The 22,086-nt window shown below is 47.1% G+C and carries 17 protein-coding genes; 6 read left to right on the forward strand and 11 right to left on the reverse strand.

Features of this window, described 5'->3' with window-relative positions:
* Positions 1–280: 280 nt before the first annotated feature.
* The 6 genes from QUA54_RS04270 to QUA54_RS04295 form a co-directional block, all read right to left on the reverse strand.
* A complete protein-coding gene (locus tag QUA54_RS04270) occupies positions 281–1,756 on the reverse strand; it encodes an ATP-binding protein (RefSeq protein WP_333413506.1) in 1,476 nt (491 codons plus the stop codon).
* Between the two features lie 177 nt (positions 1,757–1,933).
* Entirely contained in the window at positions 1,934–2,395 is a 462-nt protein-coding gene (locus QUA54_RS04275) for a response regulator (RefSeq protein WP_333413507.1), read from the reverse strand.
* Positions 2,358–4,316, reverse strand: coding sequence for a CHASE3 domain-containing protein (locus QUA54_RS04280; RefSeq protein ID WP_333413508.1), 1,959 nt, complete (start codon positions 4,314–4,316; stop codon positions 2,358–2,360). The genes QUA54_RS04275 and QUA54_RS04280 overlap by 38 nt, the downstream gene beginning before the upstream one ends.
* Before the next feature lie 732 nt (positions 4,317–5,048).
* Positions 5,049–6,254 carry a 4-hydroxy-3-methylbut-2-enyl diphosphate reductase gene (locus tag QUA54_RS04285; RefSeq protein WP_333413509.1) on the reverse strand — a complete coding sequence of 402 codons (1,206 nt, stop codon included), beginning with the start codon at positions 6,252–6,254 and terminating at the stop codon, positions 5,049–5,051.
* Positions 6,255–6,524: 270 nt separating this feature from the next.
* Positions 6,525–7,958, reverse strand: a complete 1,434-nt coding sequence (locus QUA54_RS04290; protein WP_333413510.1) for an ammonium transporter — start codon at positions 7,956–7,958, stop codon at positions 6,525–6,527.
* A gap of 418 nt (positions 7,959–8,376) precedes the next feature.
* The gene (locus QUA54_RS04295; RefSeq protein WP_333413511.1) at positions 8,377–9,288 is read right to left on the reverse strand and encodes an SGNH/GDSL hydrolase family protein; all 912 of its coding nucleotides are present in this window, start codon (positions 9,286–9,288) and stop codon (positions 8,377–8,379) included.
* A 282-nt stretch (positions 9,289–9,570) separates the two neighbouring features.
* On the opposite strand from QUA54_RS04295, the gene QUA54_RS04300 reads away from it, so the two are divergent.
* Positions 9,571–10,173, forward strand: a complete 603-nt coding sequence (locus QUA54_RS04300) for an IS607 family transposase (protein ID WP_333413512.1) — start codon at positions 9,571–9,573, stop codon at positions 10,171–10,173.
* A gap of 301 nt (positions 10,174–10,474) precedes the next feature.
* On the opposite strand, the gene QUA54_RS04305 is transcribed toward QUA54_RS04300, so the two are convergent.
* Positions 10,475–12,076, reverse strand: coding sequence for an ammonium transporter (locus tag QUA54_RS04305; protein WP_333413513.1), 1,602 nt, complete (start codon positions 12,074–12,076; stop codon positions 10,475–10,477).
* 83 nt (positions 12,077–12,159) lie between these two features.
* On the reverse strand, positions 12,160–12,681 hold the full coding sequence (purE, locus tag QUA54_RS04310) for a 5-(carboxyamino)imidazole ribonucleotide mutase (protein WP_333413514.1): 522 nt from the start codon (positions 12,679–12,681) through the stop codon (positions 12,160–12,162).
* A 218-nt stretch (positions 12,682–12,899) separates the two neighbouring features.
* Between purE and nagA the strand changes: the two genes are divergently transcribed.
* From nagA to QUA54_RS04325, 3 genes are all read left to right on the forward strand, one after another.
* Complete coding sequence (gene nagA / locus QUA54_RS04315) at positions 12,900–14,129, forward strand: N-acetylglucosamine-6-phosphate deacetylase (RefSeq protein ID WP_333413515.1); 1,230 nt, start codon at positions 12,900–12,902, stop codon at positions 14,127–14,129.
* A 219-nt stretch (positions 14,130–14,348) separates the two neighbouring features.
* Positions 14,349–15,035, forward strand: coding sequence for a magnesium protoporphyrin IX methyltransferase (gene bchM, locus QUA54_RS04320; protein ID WP_333192757.1), 687 nt, complete (start codon positions 14,349–14,351; stop codon positions 15,033–15,035).
* Between the two features lie 331 nt (positions 15,036–15,366).
* The gene (locus QUA54_RS04325; RefSeq protein ID WP_333413516.1) at positions 15,367–15,759 is read left to right on the forward strand and encodes a DUF423 domain-containing protein; all 393 of its coding nucleotides are present in this window, start codon (positions 15,367–15,369) and stop codon (positions 15,757–15,759) included.
* Between the two features lie 48 nt (positions 15,760–15,807).
* Here the strand turns inward: QUA54_RS04325 and QUA54_RS04330 are convergent, their stop codons facing one another.
* Entirely contained in the window at positions 15,808–16,902 is a 1,095-nt protein-coding gene (locus QUA54_RS04330; RefSeq protein ID WP_333413517.1) for a hypothetical protein, read from the reverse strand.
* Positions 16,903–17,783: 881 nt separating this feature from the next.
* Here QUA54_RS04330 and QUA54_RS04335 point away from each other — a divergent pair.
* Positions 17,784–19,217 (forward strand): phosphoglucomutase/phosphomannomutase family protein, encoded by a 1,434-nt coding sequence (locus QUA54_RS04335; protein WP_333197749.1) that lies wholly within the window; start codon positions 17,784–17,786, stop codon positions 19,215–19,217.
* 365 nt (positions 19,218–19,582) lie between these two features.
* Positions 19,583–19,858, forward strand: coding sequence for a lipopolysaccharide assembly protein LapA domain-containing protein (locus QUA54_RS04340; protein WP_172190883.1), 276 nt, complete (start codon positions 19,583–19,585; stop codon positions 19,856–19,858).
* On the opposite strand, the gene QUA54_RS04345 is transcribed toward QUA54_RS04340, so the two are convergent.
* Together QUA54_RS04345 and QUA54_RS04350 are read right to left on the reverse strand one after the other, a co-directional pair.
* Complete coding sequence (locus tag QUA54_RS04345; RefSeq protein WP_333413518.1) at positions 19,855–20,862, reverse strand: hypothetical protein; 1,008 nt, start codon at positions 20,860–20,862, stop codon at positions 19,855–19,857. The two genes, QUA54_RS04340 and QUA54_RS04345, sit on opposite strands and share 4 nt — an antisense overlap.
* A 154-nt stretch (positions 20,863–21,016) precedes the next feature.
* Entirely contained in the window at positions 21,017–22,081 is a 1,065-nt protein-coding gene (locus tag QUA54_RS04350; RefSeq protein ID WP_333413519.1) for a hypothetical protein, read from the reverse strand.
* Positions 22,082–22,086 lie beyond the last annotated feature (5 nt).

Consider the following 22,086-nt stretch of genomic DNA (forward strand, 5'->3'; position numbering starts at 1 on the left):
TCTTACCGATTCTAATATCCTCAACCACCCTTTCAGGGGCGTGCCCCACAAAAAAAAATTATTCAGTTGTTGTAGAAAAGATCAGAAAGCGTGCTCTGGCGGGAACGGTGCAAGAGATCGGTTAACTATTACTATACTACTTGTTTCTTCTGTATTGTGGTTTGAGGAAGCGGTTTGATTGATTCTTTCAGCTACAGCAGAATATTGCTGTTAAAAAACCTTTTCCCTGCAACCTCATCTTTAAAATCCTGTACTCTGCGTCGTTGCCGAACTTGCTTCTTCAAAAATCGCACTTGCGCAATTTTACCCAGAATCGGGTACCGATTCCCAGTGTCGATTTCAGCCCGATCGCACCGCCCATCCGATCGACTCCTTTGCGAGCGATCGCCAGCCCAATTCCCGTCCCGGGATACACTTCTTGACCGTGCAGGCGATCGAACAATCCAAAAATCCTCTCATGAAATTCTTCTGCAATACCAATACCGTTGTCTTCTACCCAAAGATATATATATTCCTCCTCAGCTTCTGCATAAACTCGCACCTGCGGCTCTATCCCAGGCTGCACGAACTTAATAGCATTGGAGAGCAAGTTAGCCAAGACTTGCACCAGCGTAGGAGGATGTGCCAACACCGCAGGTAGCGGTTCGACAACGGTTATCCGAGCTTGTTTTTGGGAAATTTCAGCCTCTAGTTGCGCGATCGAGCGAGCCACAATTAAATTAAGAGAGACTGCTTTTAGCGGCAAGTTAGCCCTGCTGAGGCGGCTGTACTCTAGCAAATTTTCGATTAAAGTATTCATCAGACTTGCAGCGTCGGTCATCCGATACAAGTAATCCTGTGCGGTAGCATCCAACTCGCTGGCTTTATCTTGGAGCAACATTTCAGCAAAAAACAAAATTCCCCGCAGAGGAGCGCGCAAGTCGTGAGAAACTGAATAGGTAAACGATTCGAGCTGTGCATTAAGTTCTTCTAACTCAGCAGTACGCTCTCTCACTCGGTCTTCCAAAGTTTCATTAAATTGGCGCAAAGCAAGTTCGGCCAGCTTGAGTTCCGTAACATCTTCAACCAATCCCTCGATCGTACTTTCACCTTCTGCGCTGTAGAGATATTGAGTAAAACGAATCCATTTTACTCGACCGTCTGCCAAAGGAAATGTAATTTCGAGATTTTGAGACCTAGACTCTCCTGCATCTAGCGGCTGCAAAAACAATTGCTGGAGATAAATGCCTTGGACATCTGCTAAATTGCTGGCATCAAACAAGCGCAAAAAAGCTTGATTGCTTTCCAAAAGCTTCCCCTCGGAACTAGCTCGAAAAACTCCGACATTTAAGCGTTCTAGCAGAGAATTAAGTTTATTTTCCAGTCGGGCGACTCGTTTCCATGCGGCAACTCGATCGAGCACTGCGCGAACCGCAACGCCAAGGCGGACGTAGTGCTTCGGCGACTTGATAATGTAGTCGTCCAATCCTGACTTCATCGCCTCTACAGCAACTTCTTCGTTGCCAGTATTCGTAAACATTACAATCGGGCATTCTGGATAACTGGCTTTGATAGTTTTCAGCACATCTAAACCGTTCGTCCAGCGCAGTTGGTAGTCGGTAATTACCAGATGGAATCCCCCTCGATTCAGTGCTTCCCCGAATAATCTATCGTCGGAAATTTCCGTTATTTGCAATTGTGAGAATTGCCGCTCTAACTCGCGTTTGACGAGCAGCCGATCCGTTGGGTTATCGTCAATTACCAGAATGTGTACCACTTTAACAATTGATAATTGGGTTGTCAGATAGAGTGCGGATCGATCGCTTATAAAAATGTTGGAGGTCGCCCCTTTAAGATTATAGAGGACGGGCTTTCTGACTAGAAACTTAATTTCCTCCTGACCACGAAGAGCCTGGTAACGAAAAAACGAGGAAGAAAAACCGGGGAACCGCAACTACAAACCCGAACATTCTCTAGGTTCCGGCAGTTCCGTATAGTTGAGCCAATACTCCCTAAAACTCTGCATCATTTCCAACAAAGAAGCAAACCCGATCGGTTTAACCAAATAAGAATTCACCCCTAAATCGTAAGCTCGCTTGACATCAATTGTTTCCTTAGAAGAAGTAAGCATAACCACCGGCAAGCGTTTTAGTTCCGGCTGCTGCTTCAGCCAAACCAGAACCTCGTGACCGGAGCGCCTGGGCAATTTCAAGTCTAGTAAAATTATCGCGGGTAAAGGATAGCGATCGCGATCGCTATACTCTCCGTCACCATTTAAATAAAAAACCGCTGCATCTCCATCTCGCACAATGTGCAGGGAAATATTAGCAAAAGTCTCATTGCGAAATGCCCGCTGCATTAATAGAATATCAACGGGGTTATCTTCCACCAGCAAAATCGTCTGCGTTTGGGTCATGCTTCCTCAGTTGTATCCAAAATCGACTGCCTTGTCCTAATTGAGATTCCACTCCAACTTGACCGCCCATGCGATCGGTTCCTTTTTGTACAATAGCTAATCCTATACCAGTTCCGGGGTAAGACTCGATACCGTGCAGCCGTTCAAAAACCCGAAAAATCCGTTTTTGATGTTCTGGAGCTATACCGATGCCGTTGTCTTCTACCCACAGACGGATGATGTGGAATGGCAATTCGCGACTGGTAATCAGTAACTGGGAATGCTCCCATTGTCCCACTCTTCCCCTTTCCAATTCTCCCGCTGTTCCGCTATTTGTCTCTCCCTCTTGAGGCAGCTCAATTTCCTCAGCCCATATCAGCACCCGTGGCGATGCACCTTCGACAAATTTTATAGCATTGGTGAGCAGATTTGCGATTACTTGAACTAAAGTAACGCGGTGGGCAATTACCGCAGGCAAGGGCGATCGAACACTGATTTGAGCGCCCATGGATTTAGCGTCGGCTTGTACCATAGCAATTGCTTCGGCGACAGCAGATTCTAACTCTAAAGCTTGCAGCGATAAATCACTGCGGCTCAGGCGGCTGTAAGCTAGCAAATCTTGGATCAATGCTTCTAATTGTTGCCCAGAATTGACAATTTGCTGGGCGTATTCTTGACCGAGTTCGTCGAGGAGGTCGCGGTAATCTTCTAATAAAGCTTCAGCCAATCCCTGCATTCCCCGCAGGGGGGCACGCAAATCGTGAGCGACGGTATAGGCGAAAGCTTCTAATTCTTCGTTAGCTGCTTGAAGCTGAGTGGTGCGGAGTTCCACTCGCCGTTCTAAGGTAGCGTTGAGCATCCGAATTTCTGCTTCTGCTTGTTTGCGCGCAGTTACGTCAATGGCGGTACTAATTACTAAACTTCTGCCGTCGGAAAGCTTGCCTAAAGGTGCGGAATAAAAGTCCCAAATTCGACTTTCGCCGCTGGCTGTGGCAATCATATATTCGCCTTCAGAAATGCGCGCGTTTAATTGGTGCAGTCGATCGATATCTGCTTTCACTAGAGATTTGCGGTTGTGGTAAGCTTTTTCTGTCCAATCTTCAATTGTGGGAATTTCTGAGTGTTGGTAGCCTGAGAGTTCTGTCCAAGCGCAGTTAATTTGCAAAACTTCTCCGTTTTCAGCGTGCAGCATAATTGGCAGCGGGGCGTCGAGAATGGCGCTGCGAAAACGTTCTTCGGTTAATTCTAATGAGTGGCGATCGTGTTCTAGCTGTTCTAACAGTTGATTTTGCTTGATTTCGGCATTGTCGCGCAAAGTTCGATCGCGCTTCACCAAATAGTAAACCAACACCATCAACAGAAAATTTACTAAAGCGGCAACAGTAAAAGTCAGGATTGTCAAATTAGCACTCGCTTGAGATTCTCGGGCGCGCTGCTGCAATAGCTTAGTTTCTTCGGCAGTCATGACCGCTATCTGCTGCCGAATGTCGCCCATGATTTGCTTTCCCCTACCGGATTTTACTCGTCGCAGGGCTGCTTCTAAGTTTTGTTCGCGTCGCAGATTGATGGTTCCTTCAAGTTGGGCTAATTTAGAGTCGATCGCAATTTTCAAGTCGCGAATGCGCTGTTGCTGCCGGTTGTTGTCGGCGGTTAGCTGCTGCAATCCGACTATTTGTTCGTTGACGCGGGCGATCGCGCTGTTGTAAGGTTCTAAATACCGTTCTTCTCCCGTCAGTAAATAACCGCGCTCTCCGGTTTCAGCATCTTTTAAGGTGGAAAGCGTGGCTTCGAGTTCGGTTAAAACTCGGTGAGTGTGGCCCACCCAGCGTTCGTTTTCGAGTAACTTGAGAGTGTTGCGGTAGGAAGTTGCCGCATTGAAAATCAACAGCGCCACGGCCATTCCGATACCTGCGGTGATTTGGCTAGTCAGCGATTGTTTCATGACATACTCGGCACGCGATTCCTGCTTTTTCTTTTATTTTAGCTGGATTAAGAGTATCCGAATTTTTGGCGCGTGCAAGCAGGCGGCAAAAGCCTATAAATTTAAGGATCAAATGTGCGATCGATCTTGTCTTTCGTTTAGCCACGCTCCTCCTCGCATCCCCCTTAAGTCGGAGATGTAAGAAATCGCTTTCTTACATCGCCTGATTCAGGCAGCCACCACACGATCTAGGATGGTTAACAAAGCTTTATTCACCATGTTTTGTTGCATCTATTATGCTGCTTTCACAGTTTCAAATCGCGGCGCAAAGAAAAGAGTTTTTACCTGTTGACTTAAGTGGATTTTTGGGGTATATTTTAGATAATGGGAGTGGTGAGATAAATTTAAATTTTGGCACTATTCCCATTATTAAATAATACATTATCGAGCCAGCCACGTCAAGCTTTTTACCCCAAAAAAAGGCTAATTTTTAATATTTTATTTAAAAATTAATTCGTTGGACGCAGGGGAGAAATTCACAGAGGCGATCGCGCGGGTGAATATTATAAGAAATGCAAGCGAGCGGGTAAAAGCCGAGCATTAATTGGTTGAAATTAGTTGAATATCAAATCCGGTAACATCGGAATAATACTATGTTTGCGAGCGCGATCGAGCGTCTGCCTCGCAAACATAGCCAGACGATCGCACTGCACTCGAAAAATGATTATTCCGATGCCAGCGGAAACGATATAATTAGGCAACCGCAGCGGCTTTCATCGCCAAAATGCGATCGATCGTATCTTCAACAACCTTATCAGGCGTAGAAGCACCAGAAGTCACGCCTACCACAATTTTACCATCCGGCAGCCAACCTTCAGTTACGACCAAATCTCCCCCCAAAGGCTTGTGTTCGATCCGATTTCCCGGTAAAATGCGCTCCGCACAATCAATGTGATAAGAAGGAATAGTTTTGTCGATCGCAATTTCCTGCAAATGCGTAGTATTAGAAGAATTAAAACCCCCAATCACCAGCATCAAATCCAACTTTTCCTCAACCAAACTCAACATAGCATCTTGCCGTTCCTGAGTCGCATCGCAGATAGTATTAAAACTCTGAAAATGCTCGTTCAAACTCTCAGGCCCAAACTTCCGCATCATCGTTTTTTCAAACAACTTGCCAATATTCTCTGTCTCAGTTTTGAGCATAGTAGTTTGGTTAGCAATTCCCACCATTTCTAAATCCCGATCCGGGTCAAAACCAGCAGAATAAGCCTTACTAAACTTAGCAAGAAACTCAGCCCTATCGCCCCCGTGCAAAATATAATTGCTGACATATTCAGCTTCCTGCAAATTCAGCACAATCAAATACTTATCAGCAAAAGAACTCGTAGCAACAGTTTCCTCATGCTTGTACTGACCGTGAATAATTGAAGTGCAATCTCTCTTTTTGTGCTTTTCAACAGTATTCCAAACCTTAGAAACCCAAGGACAAGTAGTATCAACAATCTTGCAGCCTTTATCATTAAGCAACTGCATTTCTTGCACGCTCGCCCCAAAAGCCGGTAAAATTACCACATCGCCGCTATCGACAACTGAAAAATCTTTCTGCCCTTTCTCAACAGCAATAAAACCAACTTCCATATCCCGCAAATGCTGATTGACAGAGGGATTGTGAATAATCTCATTAGTAATCCAAATCCGTTCGGAGGGGAAATGCTGGCGAGTCTCGTAAGCAATAGCTACAGCGCGTTCCACCCCCCAGCAAAACCCAAAAGCCTGAGCCAGCCGGATCGTGACTGCGCCGCGTTCGAGCCTGTAATTATTGTCGCGAATTTGCTGGATCAGACTGCTTTGATAAGCCGTCTGCATCACGCCAGCTACCTCAGCTTCGTGTCCGAAACCCTTGCGGTGGTAGTTTTCAGACTGTTGGAGCGATCGTTTAAAAGCTTTAGTATCCATGCGGTATCGAGTTGCAATCTAGGTTAATTACCTTTGATTTTAGAACCATTGGAGAATTCCTATCTCAAATTTGAAAACCCCGTCTGCAACAACGGCAAAACGGGGCTACACAAGTATTTTTGACTTTGACTGCCAATCCTAGCTTCCAACCTTCTTCGGCGCAAAATCCGGCAAAGAAACCCCGTTTCTTAGAAAAATCTGCTTGGGAGCCGATAAATCTACAAAGAAACCGGGTTTCACAGGCTTGAGTGCGTCAGTCTTATGATAGTTTCAAATTTTCTTCGGCGAAAAAGGAGAACCAGATTCCAACGAACTGAAACCGCCGGCAAAATCCTCACCGTAAGCTTCTTCCCCGTGCAGGCCGATATCCAAACCTTGGTCTTCAGCAGATGACGGCACTCGCAGATCCATAAACTGCCCCAAAATTTTCAGGATCACAAAAGTGCCCGCAGCCGCAAACACGTAAGTAGCTAGAATGCCTACCAACTGGGTGCCGATTAGCGCCGGATTCCCGGCAAACAGCCCGTCATTTCCGGCAGCGTTAACCGCTTTAGTCGCAAACACGCCAGTCAGAATCGCGCCCACAGTCCCGCCGACGCCGTGAATCGGGAATGTATCCAAAGAGTCGTCAAATCCCAGCTTAGCCCGGAAACTAACGGCAAAGAAGCAGCAAACGGAAGTGATCGATCCGATCAAAAGCGCCCCGACTGGAAGCACGAATCCAGCCGCAGGTGTGATGCCCACCAATCCCGCTAGGAAACCGCTAGCAATTCCCACTGCTGTCGGTTTGCCTCTGAGCACCCATTCCACGATTGTCCAAGTTAAACCGCCGGCTGCTGTTGAAATCATGGTGGTGACAAAAGCCACTGTGGCTAAAGAACCAGAACCCAAAGCGCTACCGCCGTTGAAGCCAAACCAGCCAAACCACAGCATCCCAATTCCCAGCAAGACGTAGGGTACGTTGTGGGGGGTGTGGGGCTTGTTCAAGTGGTCTTTGCGGGGCCCGATTACCCAAGCTGCGACAACCGCAGAGACACCGGAACTAATGTGTACCACTGTGCCGCCGGCAAAGTCCAGAGAGCCGATCGCCTGCAGCCAGCCTCTACCCCAAACCCAGTGGGCTAAAGGAGAGTAGATGAAGGTAGACCACAGCAGCACGAACCAAAAATAGGTTTTAAATGTTACCCGTTCGACGATCGCCCCGGAAATCAGTGCGGGAGTGATGATGGCGAACATCATCTGGTACACCATGAAGACTTGGTGGGGTATTGTCGGTGCGTAGCCGATCGGATCTGGTTTGTCCGCCGTGACGTTGTTCAAGAACATCCAGTCGAAGCCGCCGATGAAGCTTTCGATCCCTTGCCCAAAGCCTTCGGACGCTGGAGTGGAAACGTCAAATGCCAAACTGTAGCCCCACAGCGTCCAGGTGACGCCGATCAGTCCCATCATGACTAAGCTCATCATCATGGTGTTGAGGACGTTGCGCGATCGCACCAGTCCCCCGTAGAAAAACGCCAGCCCCGGTGTCATTAGCAATACCAGTGCTGCGGAGACCAACATCCAGGCCGTATCGCCGGTGTCGATCGGATTAGGCGCCACCGCTGCAGGTGCTGCATCAGCAGCTTGAGCTAAGGCATTGTCCGTCAGCGGTACGCTTAACAGCCACAGGGCGATGATGCCGATCGTTAAACTTTTTTTGATCACGTTAGTTGTACCTTCTCATACTCAGCAATTTTCAGGGAAGACCGGGCCGATTTTAGATGCGAGAATTTTAGATGCAATAGTGCTTTGGTTTTAAGTCCCTGTTTTAGCGGAACAAATCTTCAATAGATAATTCCCCCATCCTCAACCCCCGACTTCGTATAGCCGGACTCATCTAAATTCGTCAACTATCAATCCAATGGTCTATGCCTTTTGGATTGCACCATTTGTACAAACAGGAATTCTGTATCACCCTATACTAAATAGCTAACGATCATATTTCTTCATCTATCCGTCGTTACTTGACATAGCCCGTGACAGCAGAGTATTTGGGGAGGGCGAGTTGAGGATAGTGGGAGGGGGAGAGTGGGAGAGTTGGGAAGAATATGACTTCCTCGTACATCTTTTTTTTAACTAATGACTAATTTTTCAACTGCATCTGACCGAACAGTTGCAGGGCCGATCGCCAAACCAGATAACCTTGATCGTTAAGGTGCAAGCCGTCTGTGCTGAGTTCGGTTGGCAAATTGCCGTCAGCATCCGCAAACAGCGGGTACAAATCCAGATACAAAACATTTTCAGAACTAGCAATTTCTTTCAGCCGCCGATTTATTGCCCGAATCCGACTGTTAGGAATTGCCAACAGCCGATCGCGATTTTCCCAAGTAGCTTGTTCCCCGCTGTGCGGCAAAATCGACTGCACAACTACTTCTGCTTTGGGGTGAGCCCACCGCAAATCGCGAATAATCTGCCGCTGGTTGTCCAAAATCCCTTCGTCGCTGGCCCCCCGCAACAAATCGTTAATCCCGATCATCACAAACACCGTATCCGGCGCAGTTCGATCGAACAACTGCAACCGCTTCAGCAAACCCACGGAAGTCTCACCCGAAATCCCTTGATTCAGCCAAATTCGATCGACTGGTAACAGCTTGGTCGGAAACCACATACTCAGAGAATCCCCAGCCAAAACACTCAGTCTTGAGGGTCGATTCTCCGCCGCCGCCTCAGCTTCGCGACCCAACTGCGTCACCCACTGCTGGTAAGTCCATTTATGTCGCGGTCCTGGAACGGGAACGTCTAGCACTGCGTTTGCAGAGGTCACCGATTGGTCAATTTGTTCCTGGGCGCTTTCTGCCGTCACCGCATCATTGGCCTGGAAGCTTTCTGTCAAGTTGTGTCCCCGCAGCAGTAGTTGAGCGACTGTGAGCATCAGTACACCGTTCGTCACCAAAGATAGCAAAGCCCAAACCGGAACAGTTTTCGATCGGCTAACTTCCATCCCTAAGAGGGATTTATGAGTTCTACTTCTGCTACCTCCTCCAAACTTCTCCATAAACTCAAGCTATCTGCAGGCATCACACCGAATAATTTGCACTCATTGCTGCATCAAATTTTACCGCTCAATTAAAGCCTCAATTCTTGTAAGAATCAAGCACTGTGCTGTGTTGGGCAAGGGCGGCGATGCAGAACTTTGCTTTTTCGCACTACTTTACCATAAAAAATCTGGCTACCAAACTTTCTTGCACCGAAATCGGATTTGTCAAAGCCGCAGCACTCCACACAAATATATCTAAAACTGATCGAACTTACTCATTTCTGATGCTAAAATCCAAAAATGAAAAAATTAACTATAACTGAAGCAGCCAAAATTAAAGGTGTGAGCGCTTCCACCTTACGCAGGTGGGAAGCCGAAGGCAAGCTAATACCGGAACGCACGGCTAACGGTCACAGACGCTATGACCTAGCTCATCTTCTCGGCTTAAAACCCAACGGCGCTTTAACGGTTGCTTACGCTCGGGTTAGCAGTCACGACCAAAAAGATGATTTAGACAGACAAAAACAAGTTTTGGAATTGTTTTGTGCATCTCACGGCTGGCAATTCCAAATCATTGATGATGTGGGTTCTGGGGTAAATTACAGTATGCGGGGTTTACAACGTCTAATTCGGGCGATCGCAGACAATCAAGTAGAAAGGTTGGTGTTAACTCACAAAGACAGAATGCTGAGATTTGGTTCTGAACTAATTTTTAATTTGTGCGAACACTTTGGGACAGAGGTAGTGATTATCAATCAAACCGAAGATGCTAGCTGTGAGGAGGATTTAGCTAAAGATGTACTAGAAATAATCACCGTGTTCTCAGCCGGCATTTATGGCAGCAGGAATTCCAAGAATAAGCGCATCATTGAAGAACTTAAAGCAATTGCCGATCAACTCTAACCAATACAACAGCAACGCTCGTCAGTTACAGATTCTCAATTCCCATTTCCCCATTACCAATTACTAATTATCGGCGCAGATCTCAGGCACTCGAAAACTGCTATATGTAGCTATTAAAAGTAAACTAACAATTAAAAATATGCCCGCGTTCGCATTGAAGATTGAAACGCGAGCACAACGATAGACAGCCATAAGTTGGCGGCTATTTCAGATTTTGGTTTTTCTGAATAAAGGGGTGAATTAGCTTATAAATAGCTAATTTAAGACACGAAAGCTGAATAGAGCGATCTCTTCGCACGCTCTACAGTTTGGTAGTCCTCCCCCCAGAACCCCCAGCATAACCGCCGTAGCTGCTCTCACTTCTGTTGTCCAAGCTCGTTTCCTTCACAAACCCGGTGTAAGCTTCCATCCCGTGTTCGCCGATATCCAAACCTTCAGCCTCCTCTGAAGCAGAAACGCGGATACCCAGCAAAGCTTTGAGTGCCATCCAAAAAATCGTACTCAGCAGCACAGTCATCCCGCCTACAGAGATAATGCCGACCAACTGCGCCCAGAGTTGACCGAAACCTCCGCCCACGAGCAATCCGGCTGCCGGGCCTGCGGTATAAAGTCCAGTTGTAGGCCCGTCCGCAAACAGCCCAACCGCCAGAGTTCCCCAGATGCCGCAGACTAAGTGAACTGAAGTTGCCCCTACAGGGTCGTCAATTTTCAAGTTGTCAAAGAAAGTGACTGCGAAAACTACCAGGATACCGGCGATCGTGCCGATTATGGCAGAGTTGGGCACGTTGATCCAAGCGCAGCTAGCTGTTACGCCGACTAAGCCGGCGAGGATGCCGTTGATAATCATGGAAAGGTCGGGTTTGCCCAGGTACAGCCAAGCTGTAATCGTTGCAGCAACTCCCCCGAAGGCGCCGCCGGTGTTGGTGGTGATCGCAATGTGGGCGATCGCATTTGGATCGACTGCCATTGTCGAACCGGGATTAAACCCGAACCAACCCAACCACAGAATCAAACAGCCCAAGGTGGCAATGCTCATATTGTGTCCCGGCATCGCCACAGTATCGCCGTCGCGGTACTTGCCGATCCGCGGCCCCAAAAATGCCGCTCCCATCAAAGCAGCCCAACCGCCTACCGAGTGAACCACTGTCGAACCTGCAAAATCCCAGAAGCCGGCTTTTGCGAGCCAGCCTCCGCCCCAAATCCAGTGTCCGGTAATTGGGTAAGCAATGCCTACTAGCAGCAAGCAGAAAATTAAGAAGTCAATGAATTTAACTCGCTCTGCAACTGCTCCAGAAACGATCGTGGCAGCAGTTCCCGCAAAAACTAATTGGAAAAAGAATTTAGCGTTGAGGGGGACTCCCGTCCAGTTAAGCGAGTCGAAAATGCCTTGATAAGCGTCTCCTGTGGCGGGGCTGTTGTCGGCTACATTCCACAGAAAAAATCCGCCGCTGCTGCCGATAAAACCGTTGCCGTCGCTGAACATTAACGCAAAGCCGATCGCCCAAAATGCGATCGTAGAAAGCGCAAAAACAATCAAGTTTTTTGACAGCACGTTGACTGCATTTTTTTGGCGGCAAAAACCGGTTTCCAACATACCGAAACCGGCGTTCATAAAGAACACTAGCATCGCAGCAACCATGACCCACATGGTATCCATGCCCACCTTAAGGCTTGCTAATTGTTCCTCGGTGGTTGGCGCGGGAGCTGTTTGGGCTACCGCGGCATATCCCCACACCAAGACGATGATTGCAGCTAAAGGTATGCAGGCTTGCCAACTTGGACTGAGGCGGGCGATCGTCCTTTGTAATTTCTTGAACCTGTTAACTTTGGTCAAAAAGTTAGCTGCTGGCAAATTTAAAGACTCCCGCCTGACTTGTTTCGACTTTTTCTTTCCGACAGTCATTTTAATCACTTTCACCCTCTTTACGGCTAGTAAGCTCAGCAATATTCGGAAAACTTTCCAATTTTACTACAAAAGTTTATGGATTATTTGTTCATATTGAGATAGTTTTGATAGCCTAGCTGTTCTAGCTGATTTTGTTTTTTCATTACAGATTCGGACAAGGTTTTGCGGTAATTCAGGACTCGCTCTAGCAATTCTGGCTGATGAGCTGCTAGTATCTGAACTGCCAGCAAGCCAGCATTCTTAGCGTTGCCGATCCCCACTGTGGCTACGGGTATCCCGGCTGGCATTTGCACGATCGAGTACAGCGAATCTACCCCTTGCAGGTGGCGGCTCGGTACAGGCACCCCAATTACTGGCAAGGGCGTTAAAGATGCTACCATGCCTGGGAGGTGCGCCGCTCCCCCGGCACCTGCGATAATGACTTTCAAGCCCCGTTGGTGCGCGGTTTGGGCGTATTCCACCATGCGCGAGGGGGTGCGGTGCGCGGAGACGATTGCCACGGAGCAAGCAACGCTGAACTCTTCGCAAACTGCGATCGCTTCAGACATGGTTGGCAAATCCGAATCGCTACCCATGATAATTCCAACTGTTGGTTCATTCATGCAATGCTGAGATGTTAGATTTCAGATTAATGGTAATTTTAAATTATGGCGTTAACTCAAATTTAGATATTTTGTAGCAAAAGTCAGGCTCGAAAGCAATTTGGTTACAAGCCACCATCCAGAAAGCAAAAAGCTCCGCATCCTCATAAGCAGCCTCCAGATTTATCCATCGGAGCCAATCTAAAATCTAAAATCTAAAATCTAAAATCTAAAATCGGATGACTGAAGCCACAACCCCAACTGCCGCCCCCACAGATATTCTCAATGCTCGCCTCCCGGGTTACAAGGATTTGCAGATGCTTGCTGTTGACGAAACGGGCATCATTCAAGAAGTTTGGCCGATGGACGCCGTATTTAAACGGATTTGTCCTCCCGATTTGCAAGTGATTGATGTAGCAGGCGATTGGCTTTCTCTGGGCGGTGTTGACTTGCAGATTAACGGGGCCCTGGGTTTTGCTTTCCCCGATTTAGAAAGCAAGCAAATTGAAATTTTGCCGAAAATTTGTCAATTTTTGTGGAATCAGGGAGTCGATGCTTTTTTGCCGACTTTGGTAACAACTTCGCTCGATAAATTTCGGAGATCGCTCTCGACGATAGCTGATTATATCCGCACTGTACAAACCGCTGCTCCGGCAATCAATAAAACCAAAACAGCGGAAATTCTCGGTGTTCACCTCGAAGGCCCTTTTCTCAACCCCCAGAAGCGAGGAGCTCACCCAGTTGAGTTTTTATTACCGCTAACTATAGAAAATGTCAAGCAAGTTTTAGGAGATTGTGCCGATATTGTCAAAATAATTACTTTAGCGCCGGAGTTAGACAGCACGGGCGAAGTCATTTCCTATTTGCAAAGTTTGGGAATTGCCGTCAGCCTCGGACACTCCCAAGCGACGGCTGAGCAAGCCCAGCAAGCATTTGCTCGGGGAGCTTCAATGGTAACTCACGCTTTTAATGCGATGCCGAGTTTGCACCACCGAGAACCGGGTTTGTTGGGAGCGGCGATCGTTTCTCCGGGCGTAAAATGCGGTTTAATTGCTGACGGCAAGCACGTTTCTCCGACAATGATTGATTTTTTGCTGCGCGCTGGTAGGTATGAAAAAGGCGTTTTTTTAGTGAGCGATGCTTTGGCTCCTTTGGGTTTGCCTGAGGGTGTTTATCCTTGGGATTCCCGACAAATTGAAGTCAGAAAAGGTACGGCTTGGGTCAGATTAGATTACCACTCGCCCCTGGAATCTGCTACTTTGGCAGGCACAACTCTGCCGCTGTTGGCGGGAGTGCAGAATTTGGTGAAATGGGGGATTTGCGACGCCGAAAGTGCGATCGCGCTGGCAACTGAATCTCCGAGAAGTGCGATCGGAGTTTCCGGAATTATTGGCAAATCGGCCACTCAATTGTTGCGCTGGAATTTAAATGGGGCGACAAAGGAATTGGCTTGGCATCGACTCTTTTAACCCGTTACACCATTTTAGATTTTAGATTAAAGGATTGAAGAATTAAGAATGTGGGAACTGGTATTACGAGATCGATTTTAGATTTTAGATTGGCGGTTTTAATCTAAAATCTAAAATCGCCAATCTAAAATCGATCGATGGTTGCCAGTTGCGCGTTTTCCGAACCGGATTGCTATATAATATCTAACCGTTGGCAATAACTCAGCAGCAGGCAGATCGATGAATTTGGTAGACGACAAGACTATAGTTAGACAGTATTTTAACTCGACGGGATTCGATCGCTGGCAGCGAATTTACGGCGATGGCAAAGTCAATAAAGTTCAGCTAGACATCCGCACCGGGCACCAGAAAACGGTGGATACAGTCATCGAATGGCTGCAAGCTGACGGCAATTTGCCCGGGCTTTCCGTCTGCGATGCCGGCTGCGGTGTGGGATCTCTGAGCATTCCTCTGGCTGAGGCTGGGGCAATTGTTTGCGCTAGCGATATTTCTGAAAAGATGGTAGCAGAAGCCTACGATCGATCGACAGCAGTTCCCGGCAAGCTCTACAACATCTCCTTCGCCGCCCAAGATTTGGAAGCTTTAACCGGCAATTTCCACACAGTAATATGTTTGGACGTGCTGATCCACTATCCTCAAAATAAGGCTGCGGAAATGATCGCTCACCTAAGTTCGATCGCCCAATCGCGACTAATTATCAGTTTTGCCCCCAAAACTTTAGCACTCACCGCCCTCAAAAAATTTGGCGAACTTTTCCCCGGCCCGAGCAAAACTACCCGCGCTTACCAGCACCGCGAAGCAGATATTATCAAAATCTTAGAAAGCAACGGCTTTGTTGTTAAAAGAACAGCCATGAATAGCACTAGCTTTTATTATTCTCGCTTGCTGGAAGCTGTGCGGAAATAGGTTAAAAATATCTGCAAAAAAGCTAATTGATCGTAAACCTAGGGTGCGCACCGCGCACCTTCCCTTTCCAGAGTTACGCCAGTGAACCTCCATACTCTGCGATTGCTTCGCGGACGTTCGCAATGACAAGTAAGGCACGCACCGCGCACCTTCGATATCAAAAATTAGATGTTTTTCCCTCTTCCTTCTTTCTTCTTTCTTCCCTCTTCCTTCTTCATTCTTCCCTCTTCCTTCTTCATTCTTCATTCTTCCTTCTTCCTTCTTCATTCTTCATTCTTCCTTCTTCATTCTTCCTTCTTCCTTCTTCCTTCTTCCCAATTAAATAAATATTATGTCAACGCTAATTTTAATGCGCATTTTTATAGCAGCCGCAGCCTTATTCGGAGGTTTATCCGTTGCAGGCGGTGCTTTCGCCTCCCACGCTTTGAAAAATCAATTGAGCGATCGAGCTTTAGCAATTTTTGAGACTGGCGCCCGCTATCAAATGTACCATGCCCTAGCTCTATTACTCGTCGCTTTACTCTTGAGCCGCGCCCAAGAGTCTCAAACCTTTTTTGCCGTGGCTGGATGGGCTTTTATTGCCGGCACTATCATCTTTTCAGGCAGTTTGTACGCCCTGAGTTTGACTGACATCAAATGGCTGGGTGCAATTACGCCGCTGGGCGGAGTTGCTTTTATTGTCGGTTGGGGATGTTTGGCAGTCGCAGCTTTTAGTTTTAAATAGGCAACTGGTAAATTTTGAGGCAATTACCAATTCCCAATTTCCAATTACCTAATTTTCAAACACATCACTCGAAAACATCTCAGTCACAGTACGCAAGTAAGGTACAAATACCGTTAAATCTTCAGCGGGAAGCCGATCGCATATTTCCCAAAACAAAATCAGCAGCATATCCTGCACTAACTCCCAACTTACATGAAGTTTGGGGTACAACATCACGCAAATGGGAAACAATTCTTGCTGTACCGGGCGAATACTACCTTCCAAAACGCACCAGCACAAATAGCTTTGAAAAATCTCGACATCCCGGATACCAGAAATTTTTATCTCTCGATCGGTCAAATACCCGCTGCTGCTGCGGTATCCTTGATGCTGGAAACTAGCGCGCTCGTACACTGCACTAGCAATCTCAGTTTTATGCTGCCACAAATGCTGAACAGCTAATAGAGCTCTTGAATTTGGAGAGTGATTCGTCGCAGCCTCGTTAATCTCTCCGTAGGGAATGTGCAGGTAGTCGTCTACAATTTTTAAGTAGGGTGCAAATTTCGATCGCTCTGACTCCGAAAGACATCCTAACAAGATTTTGCTAGTGTATTGAAACTCCACCGTCACAAATGCCAGCACTAACGGATCGGTCTGTGAATATTTCCGCCTGACTTGGATAATATCTTTTCCCACCAGCACTGACAAGCGAAAAATAGGTTCTCTCTCCGCGTAAGCGTCTATTGCTTTGCGATATAAGGTGCGAGAGTCTGCCACAATTTCTAAAGGATTAATTAAGCTCGGATAGATCCCGTGCCGCTCTATTTGTTCCCCTAAAAGAGCTTCTACTCTATTCCAAGCTATCTCGCTGGCTAATTTCAGGGTATTTGTCAATTTGTCAACTATTTTAGCTCGATTTCCCTCAAAATAGGTTGACTCTGGGCTTGGGGGAATTTGGCGTGGCGCTTGGTTTTCTCGTGCCGCAACTATACTGTAATATTTTTTTGCCCAGCTAACTGCGAAGGAAGAAACGCTGACGCCTTTAGCCTCTGCGAGTTTGTGAGTGTCCGATCCGGTAATATCCCTAGACGCCAAACTGTCGCCCTGTTCAATTTTGTCTGCTGTCGGTAAAGACTTTGAAGATAGTTGGGAAATACCCGTCATGATAAACCTCGTTTTTTTATAAAGTCGCACCCGATCGATTCCCCTAATTTTTAACAACGTTGTTAACTACAATCTTCTGCATTTGTAAGCTGACAGTCATCTACCATTATGCTTATATATTTAAGCAATTTGGCTCTAATGCCTGCATTTTTTACAAGCTGCACGTTAATAACGCTATTTATTGTGCGATCGATCACCCTCACCCTGTGATCGTGACCTTAATTTATTTTGTTGACCTATAAAGAGGGCTATAAATAAATTTAATTGGTCTTATAACCTGAGAATTAAAGTCAAGTCTGCCTCAAAAAAACTGCTGCTTGAAATACTTGATCTTTGTTGAGGAGCGCTTTGGTCGATCGCCCTAGTTTCTCAAATAACCTATGCTAAAGCACCAGCGAGCGGTGATTTAGATTAATTTATTTCCCTAGCTAAATGAAAAATTTATTTTTAGCCTTGCGCTTGTTAGGAAACGGTCACAACTAAAACAAGCTGCTTTTATAAATAAATAATTAAATTTAAGATTACAATAGAATTGATGTGCGTTTAGTTAATGCCATTGCCATCGCGGTTTTTTAGCTTTTTTTTAGCTTTTTTTTAGCTTTTCCAATCGCCCGCAACTGATAGGCGTTTATTGAAGCGTTTATTCGATCGCCAAACCACCTTTCAAAACCGGAATTTAGATAGGCTTGCCAGATCGCTCTTCAATATTATCAACTCCGGCTGGTTCGAGTCCTCATCCTAAAGAGAGAGCTTGCCCCCATAGCCATAAGATGGGGTTAATTGGGCCCCACGGACGATCGCTACTCAAAAACAGCACGGCCACTAGCTCTTTAAGGCTATGCCTTCGGGTAGGATTAGTAGGACGAGAGGAAGTGGATAAAATGAGCGCTAGCAGCAATTCAACAGAAATTAAGTTTGGAACCGATGGGTGGCGGGGACTGATTGCCCATGACTTTACTTTTGCCAACGTGCGAAAAGTCACCCGGGCGATCGCCAGTTACCTAGAAACCGCTTACACCAAAGACCGTCCAGTTCTAGTCTCCTACGATACCCGCTTTCTGGCAGACGAGTTCGCCCGCACCGCGGCAGAAGTATTGGCAGATTTGGGATGGACGGTGAAAGTGGTCGATCGAGATTGCCCCACACCAGTCATTGCTTACAGCGCCAAGCATCTAAACTCCGCAGGAGCCCTGATGTTCACGGCTTCGCACAATCCCGCACCTTACTGCGGCATCAAATACATCCCCGACTACGCGGGCCCGGCAACCCCGGAAATTACTGATACAATTGTGGCCAATATTGCTGGTGCTTCTGATGCCCCAGCCAAAGGCAGCCACAACGATAAAATCTCCAGTTTTGACCCGAAACCCGAATATCTCAAGTTTCTTTATACTTTGATAGATGTGGAGCGGATTCGCTCTGCTAAGTTGAAGGTGAAGTACGACGCTCTCTACTCGACTTCTCGCGGCTATCTCGACGGCGTTTTGGAACACTGCGGCTGCGATGTCGAAAGTTTTCACACCTACCGCGACGTGCTGTTTGGCGGCGGAATGCCCGAGCCCAAGGGGGAACAGTTAGTCGAGTTGGTGGAAGCTGTTAAGAAGGATTCGGCGGATTTGGGTTTGGCTACGGATGGCGACAGCGATCGTTTTGGTATTGTTGACGAGTTGGGAAATGTCTTGACTCCAAATACTGTGCTGTTGCTGCTGGCGCGTCACTTAGTTAAGAATAAAGGCTTGACTGGGGCGATCGTCCGTACCGTCGCAACTACTCACTTGCTAGACAATTTGGCCGCCAAGTACGGTTTAACAATCTACGAAACCGCAGTCGGCTTTAAATACATCGGCGAAAAAATGCGGGAAACAGCGGTGCTCATCGGTGGCGAAGAGTCTGGCGGTTTGAGCGTTTTGGGTCACATCCCCGAAAAAGACGGGATTTTGGCTGATATGCTAGTTGCCGAGGCGATCGCCTATGAAGGAAAACCGCTTTCTCAGCTAGTCGAAGAAGCCATTAAAGAAGCCGACGGCCCCCTGTACAACAAACGCTTGGACTTGCACCTAGATGACGCCCACAAAGCAGCCGTTTTGGAATCTTTTACCAAGAATCCCCCCACAGAAGTAGCAGGTATTGGTGTTAAGGAAATCGGCCGCAAAGACGGGATTAAACTTTATCTGGAAGACGGCGGCTGGGTACTGCTGCGCCCTTCGGGAACTGAACCCTTAATGCGCGTTTACATGGAAACAAATTCTGTGGAAAAAGAAACCCAAGTTGCCCAATACATGGAAAAGGTAATTTCCCAGCTAGAACCTGTTTAAATTTCTACCTATTCCAACCCGGGGTTTTTCTCCTACCGCTTGAGATTGTAAGGTGCGCAATGCGCACCTTACATATTTTTTATAAATCTTATAAAGCCTCTGAACATTCATCATCAATAATGCTGGGCCAGTTATATATTTGCAATACACTTGGATTTGTGTAAGTTTGGTATGTGTAAATTTATTTATGTTTGTTTGACTTTTAGTTGATAAAAAATACTCAATCTTTTCCGCATCTACTTGACTTTTTCCTAATCTTATTGTATGCTTTTATCTAGTGGGCTGTTTGCAAAACTAAAATTTTTACACAGATTTAGATTATAAAACAAGTATATAAGTTAAATTATTAGCCTGTAAACCCGTTTATGAAAACAATTCCTCTGCTCGCCATTAGTTTTTTAGTAGCAATTTTAGCAAGCGCGATCGGCATTATCTCTGTGCAGAACGCCGCCCCAGTATCCTTAAACTTTATCTTTTTTAAATCGATACAAATGCCAGTAGGAATAGTATTGGCAATCAGCATGAGTGCAGGACTGATCGGAGGTGCGCTACTGCAACCGCTGTGGAACCTTTCAGATTCCCAAAACTCGCGTCCTAAATTTCAGGCAAATCCAGAAGAATCCGACACCGTACAATATTAAGTAGATTTGATCCCTTCGAGGGAATATACCTGACCGTCAATCAGCAACCGAGTAATTCCCTTAGCTAGCAAATAAGGCGCCGCTTTTTGCAGCATACTGCTGTCAGGAATCTTGAAAACCCTTTGATTGCGAGTAGCAAATCGGCGGGCCACTCGGTGATTGTCAAACACTGCCAGGGTTTTCTCGCGAATCTCCGCTGCCGGAATTTGACCCAGTTCGCCAAAAGCTTTTAGAGGTCTGGTGATTAACTCCGCTGCCCGATCGACCACCAAATAACAAATTTTGGGAAGAGACGCTTCGCTTAAAGGCAAAACTTGAATCAGCCCTGTAGCCCGAAGCTCGATCGACTCGCCCGACGATCTTGAACCCAGCAGACTGCCTTCAAACAGAGAGTCTTCATCATCTAAATCTTCGTCGAAGTCATCATCTAAATCATCTTCATCCTCCTCCTCATCCTCCTCCTCATCTTCCTCAAAATCGCTAAAATCTTCACCTGCCAGCAGCCCTTCTGCTGGCAGCATTGCCTTTAATTCACCAGTCACAACAGCGCGGTGGCTACGATCGCCAAGATTGGGTGCCTGGGCATCTGGCAAATCAGAAACATCCAAATCAGACTCTACAGTTCCTCGAAATTCGAGTTCTGCAACTGGTTCAGGGGCCGGTCCCGAACGCTTTCGGATCGTCGGTCTCGAATTTGAGGCTGACTGCGGGACTGGGACTGACTCCGACAGGGGGACACCTACAGGATCGGTTTCGCGATCTGCCGACGACTCTGTAGTCGCCTCTGTCGGTTCAGAAACATTTGTGCGATCGGACAAACGCTTTTGTTTTTGCTGAACGAGAAATTCGTATTCCGGCTCCGACAAAGCCCCCTGAATGATGCGCCTCACAGTCGAACTGCTCACTCCGTAGCGCTTTGCCAGAGTGATAGTATTCTCGTTTGACTGTCGGTACAGCCTGATGAGTTCCCGTTTGTCTGAATCGGAGAGTTTTGTAGGCGTCATGCCAAGTTTTCCAGCAAAAAGACGTGAAAAGACGCAGGCTAGCAGTCAGCGAACTGTGATTTTTCATCTTCGATTTCAAGATCGGAGATGCCGACAAGGGCAAAAAAGCTTTCGCGTCTCCATCGCTTGCCAAAGCAACTCGAATCTCAAATCGCTACGCTGCGCGACGACTGCGCCTGTTCTGGCGAGAACGGGTTGAGATGTCATGTTCCAAGATAGCTCCAATCCCGAACAGGATGCCGCTGAAAACAAAAAAGACTTCCAGCAAACTGCCACTTTGATAAGCACCCTCAGCCTGAGTATCGCGCCATTTAAAGTACATATCTGCGATGTAAAGCGAAAAAGTTGCAGCCGCAATCATCCTCCACGATTGGGAAAAACGTCCTCCCCAAAACGCCAGCAGCAGTGCAGTAGCAATAATCAGCAGAAAAACGTCCCCGACGATGTAAAACAAATTGATTGCATTTTTGTGAGGCGACAGTTGCTTGTCAAGTGCCATCACCCATGCGGGAGCTTTGGTTTCTGCTGCTTCTTCTTCTTCTGCGGGTGCTGATTCAGCATCAGTCGCTGCTGCTCCTTTTGCTTGTAACTTGGACGAATTGTCCAAAGCAGGCGCTCTTCCGGTGGCCGCGGTTGTTGGTGCAGATTCTGTCGCTACTTCCTGAGTGGTTGCGGGAGCCATTCCTAGCTGTGCCCTCCAAGAGTCAGGTGCAGCAACCCAGATAGCTACAGCAATCCCGAAGGCTGCAATTCCCGCTAACAAACCCCACTGCCAAATTTCTAGATTCAGGCGCTTGGAAGTCACAGCTAGAACCATGCCCCCGATCAGTACCACATAGCTTCCCAGATAAAACGCATCTGCTGGAGACACGTCCGGGTCTAACTCGAAATAGAGTTCCCAAATCCCGAACAGCACGTTGGCTATGAAATAGAACAGCATCCCCAGACCAATGCCCAGCCAGACGTTGCGCCCGCTGACCATGTGCGGGCTTTGCCAGTTTCTAAAACATACTAAAGTAGCTCCTAAGAATGCTCCGCATTCAAAAATATAAGTGCCGATCGAGTACCAAAGAGGTAAACCCTCTTCTGCTGAGAAGGGGACGCTGAACAGCAAAAAGAACAGCAGTGCCATTACAGCCCAGACAATGCCCGCAATTACTAGGGTCTGAGCTGACAGTAAAGATGAAGATGTAGATGACTTTTCTGAAGTGCTACTCATAGGGA

The sequence above is a fragment of the Microcoleus sp. MOSTC5 genome (genome assembly GCF_036701825.1).
In the GTDB taxonomy this organism is placed as follows: Bacteria; Cyanobacteriota; Cyanobacteriia; order Cyanobacteriales; family Microcoleaceae; genus Microcoleus; species Microcoleus asticus.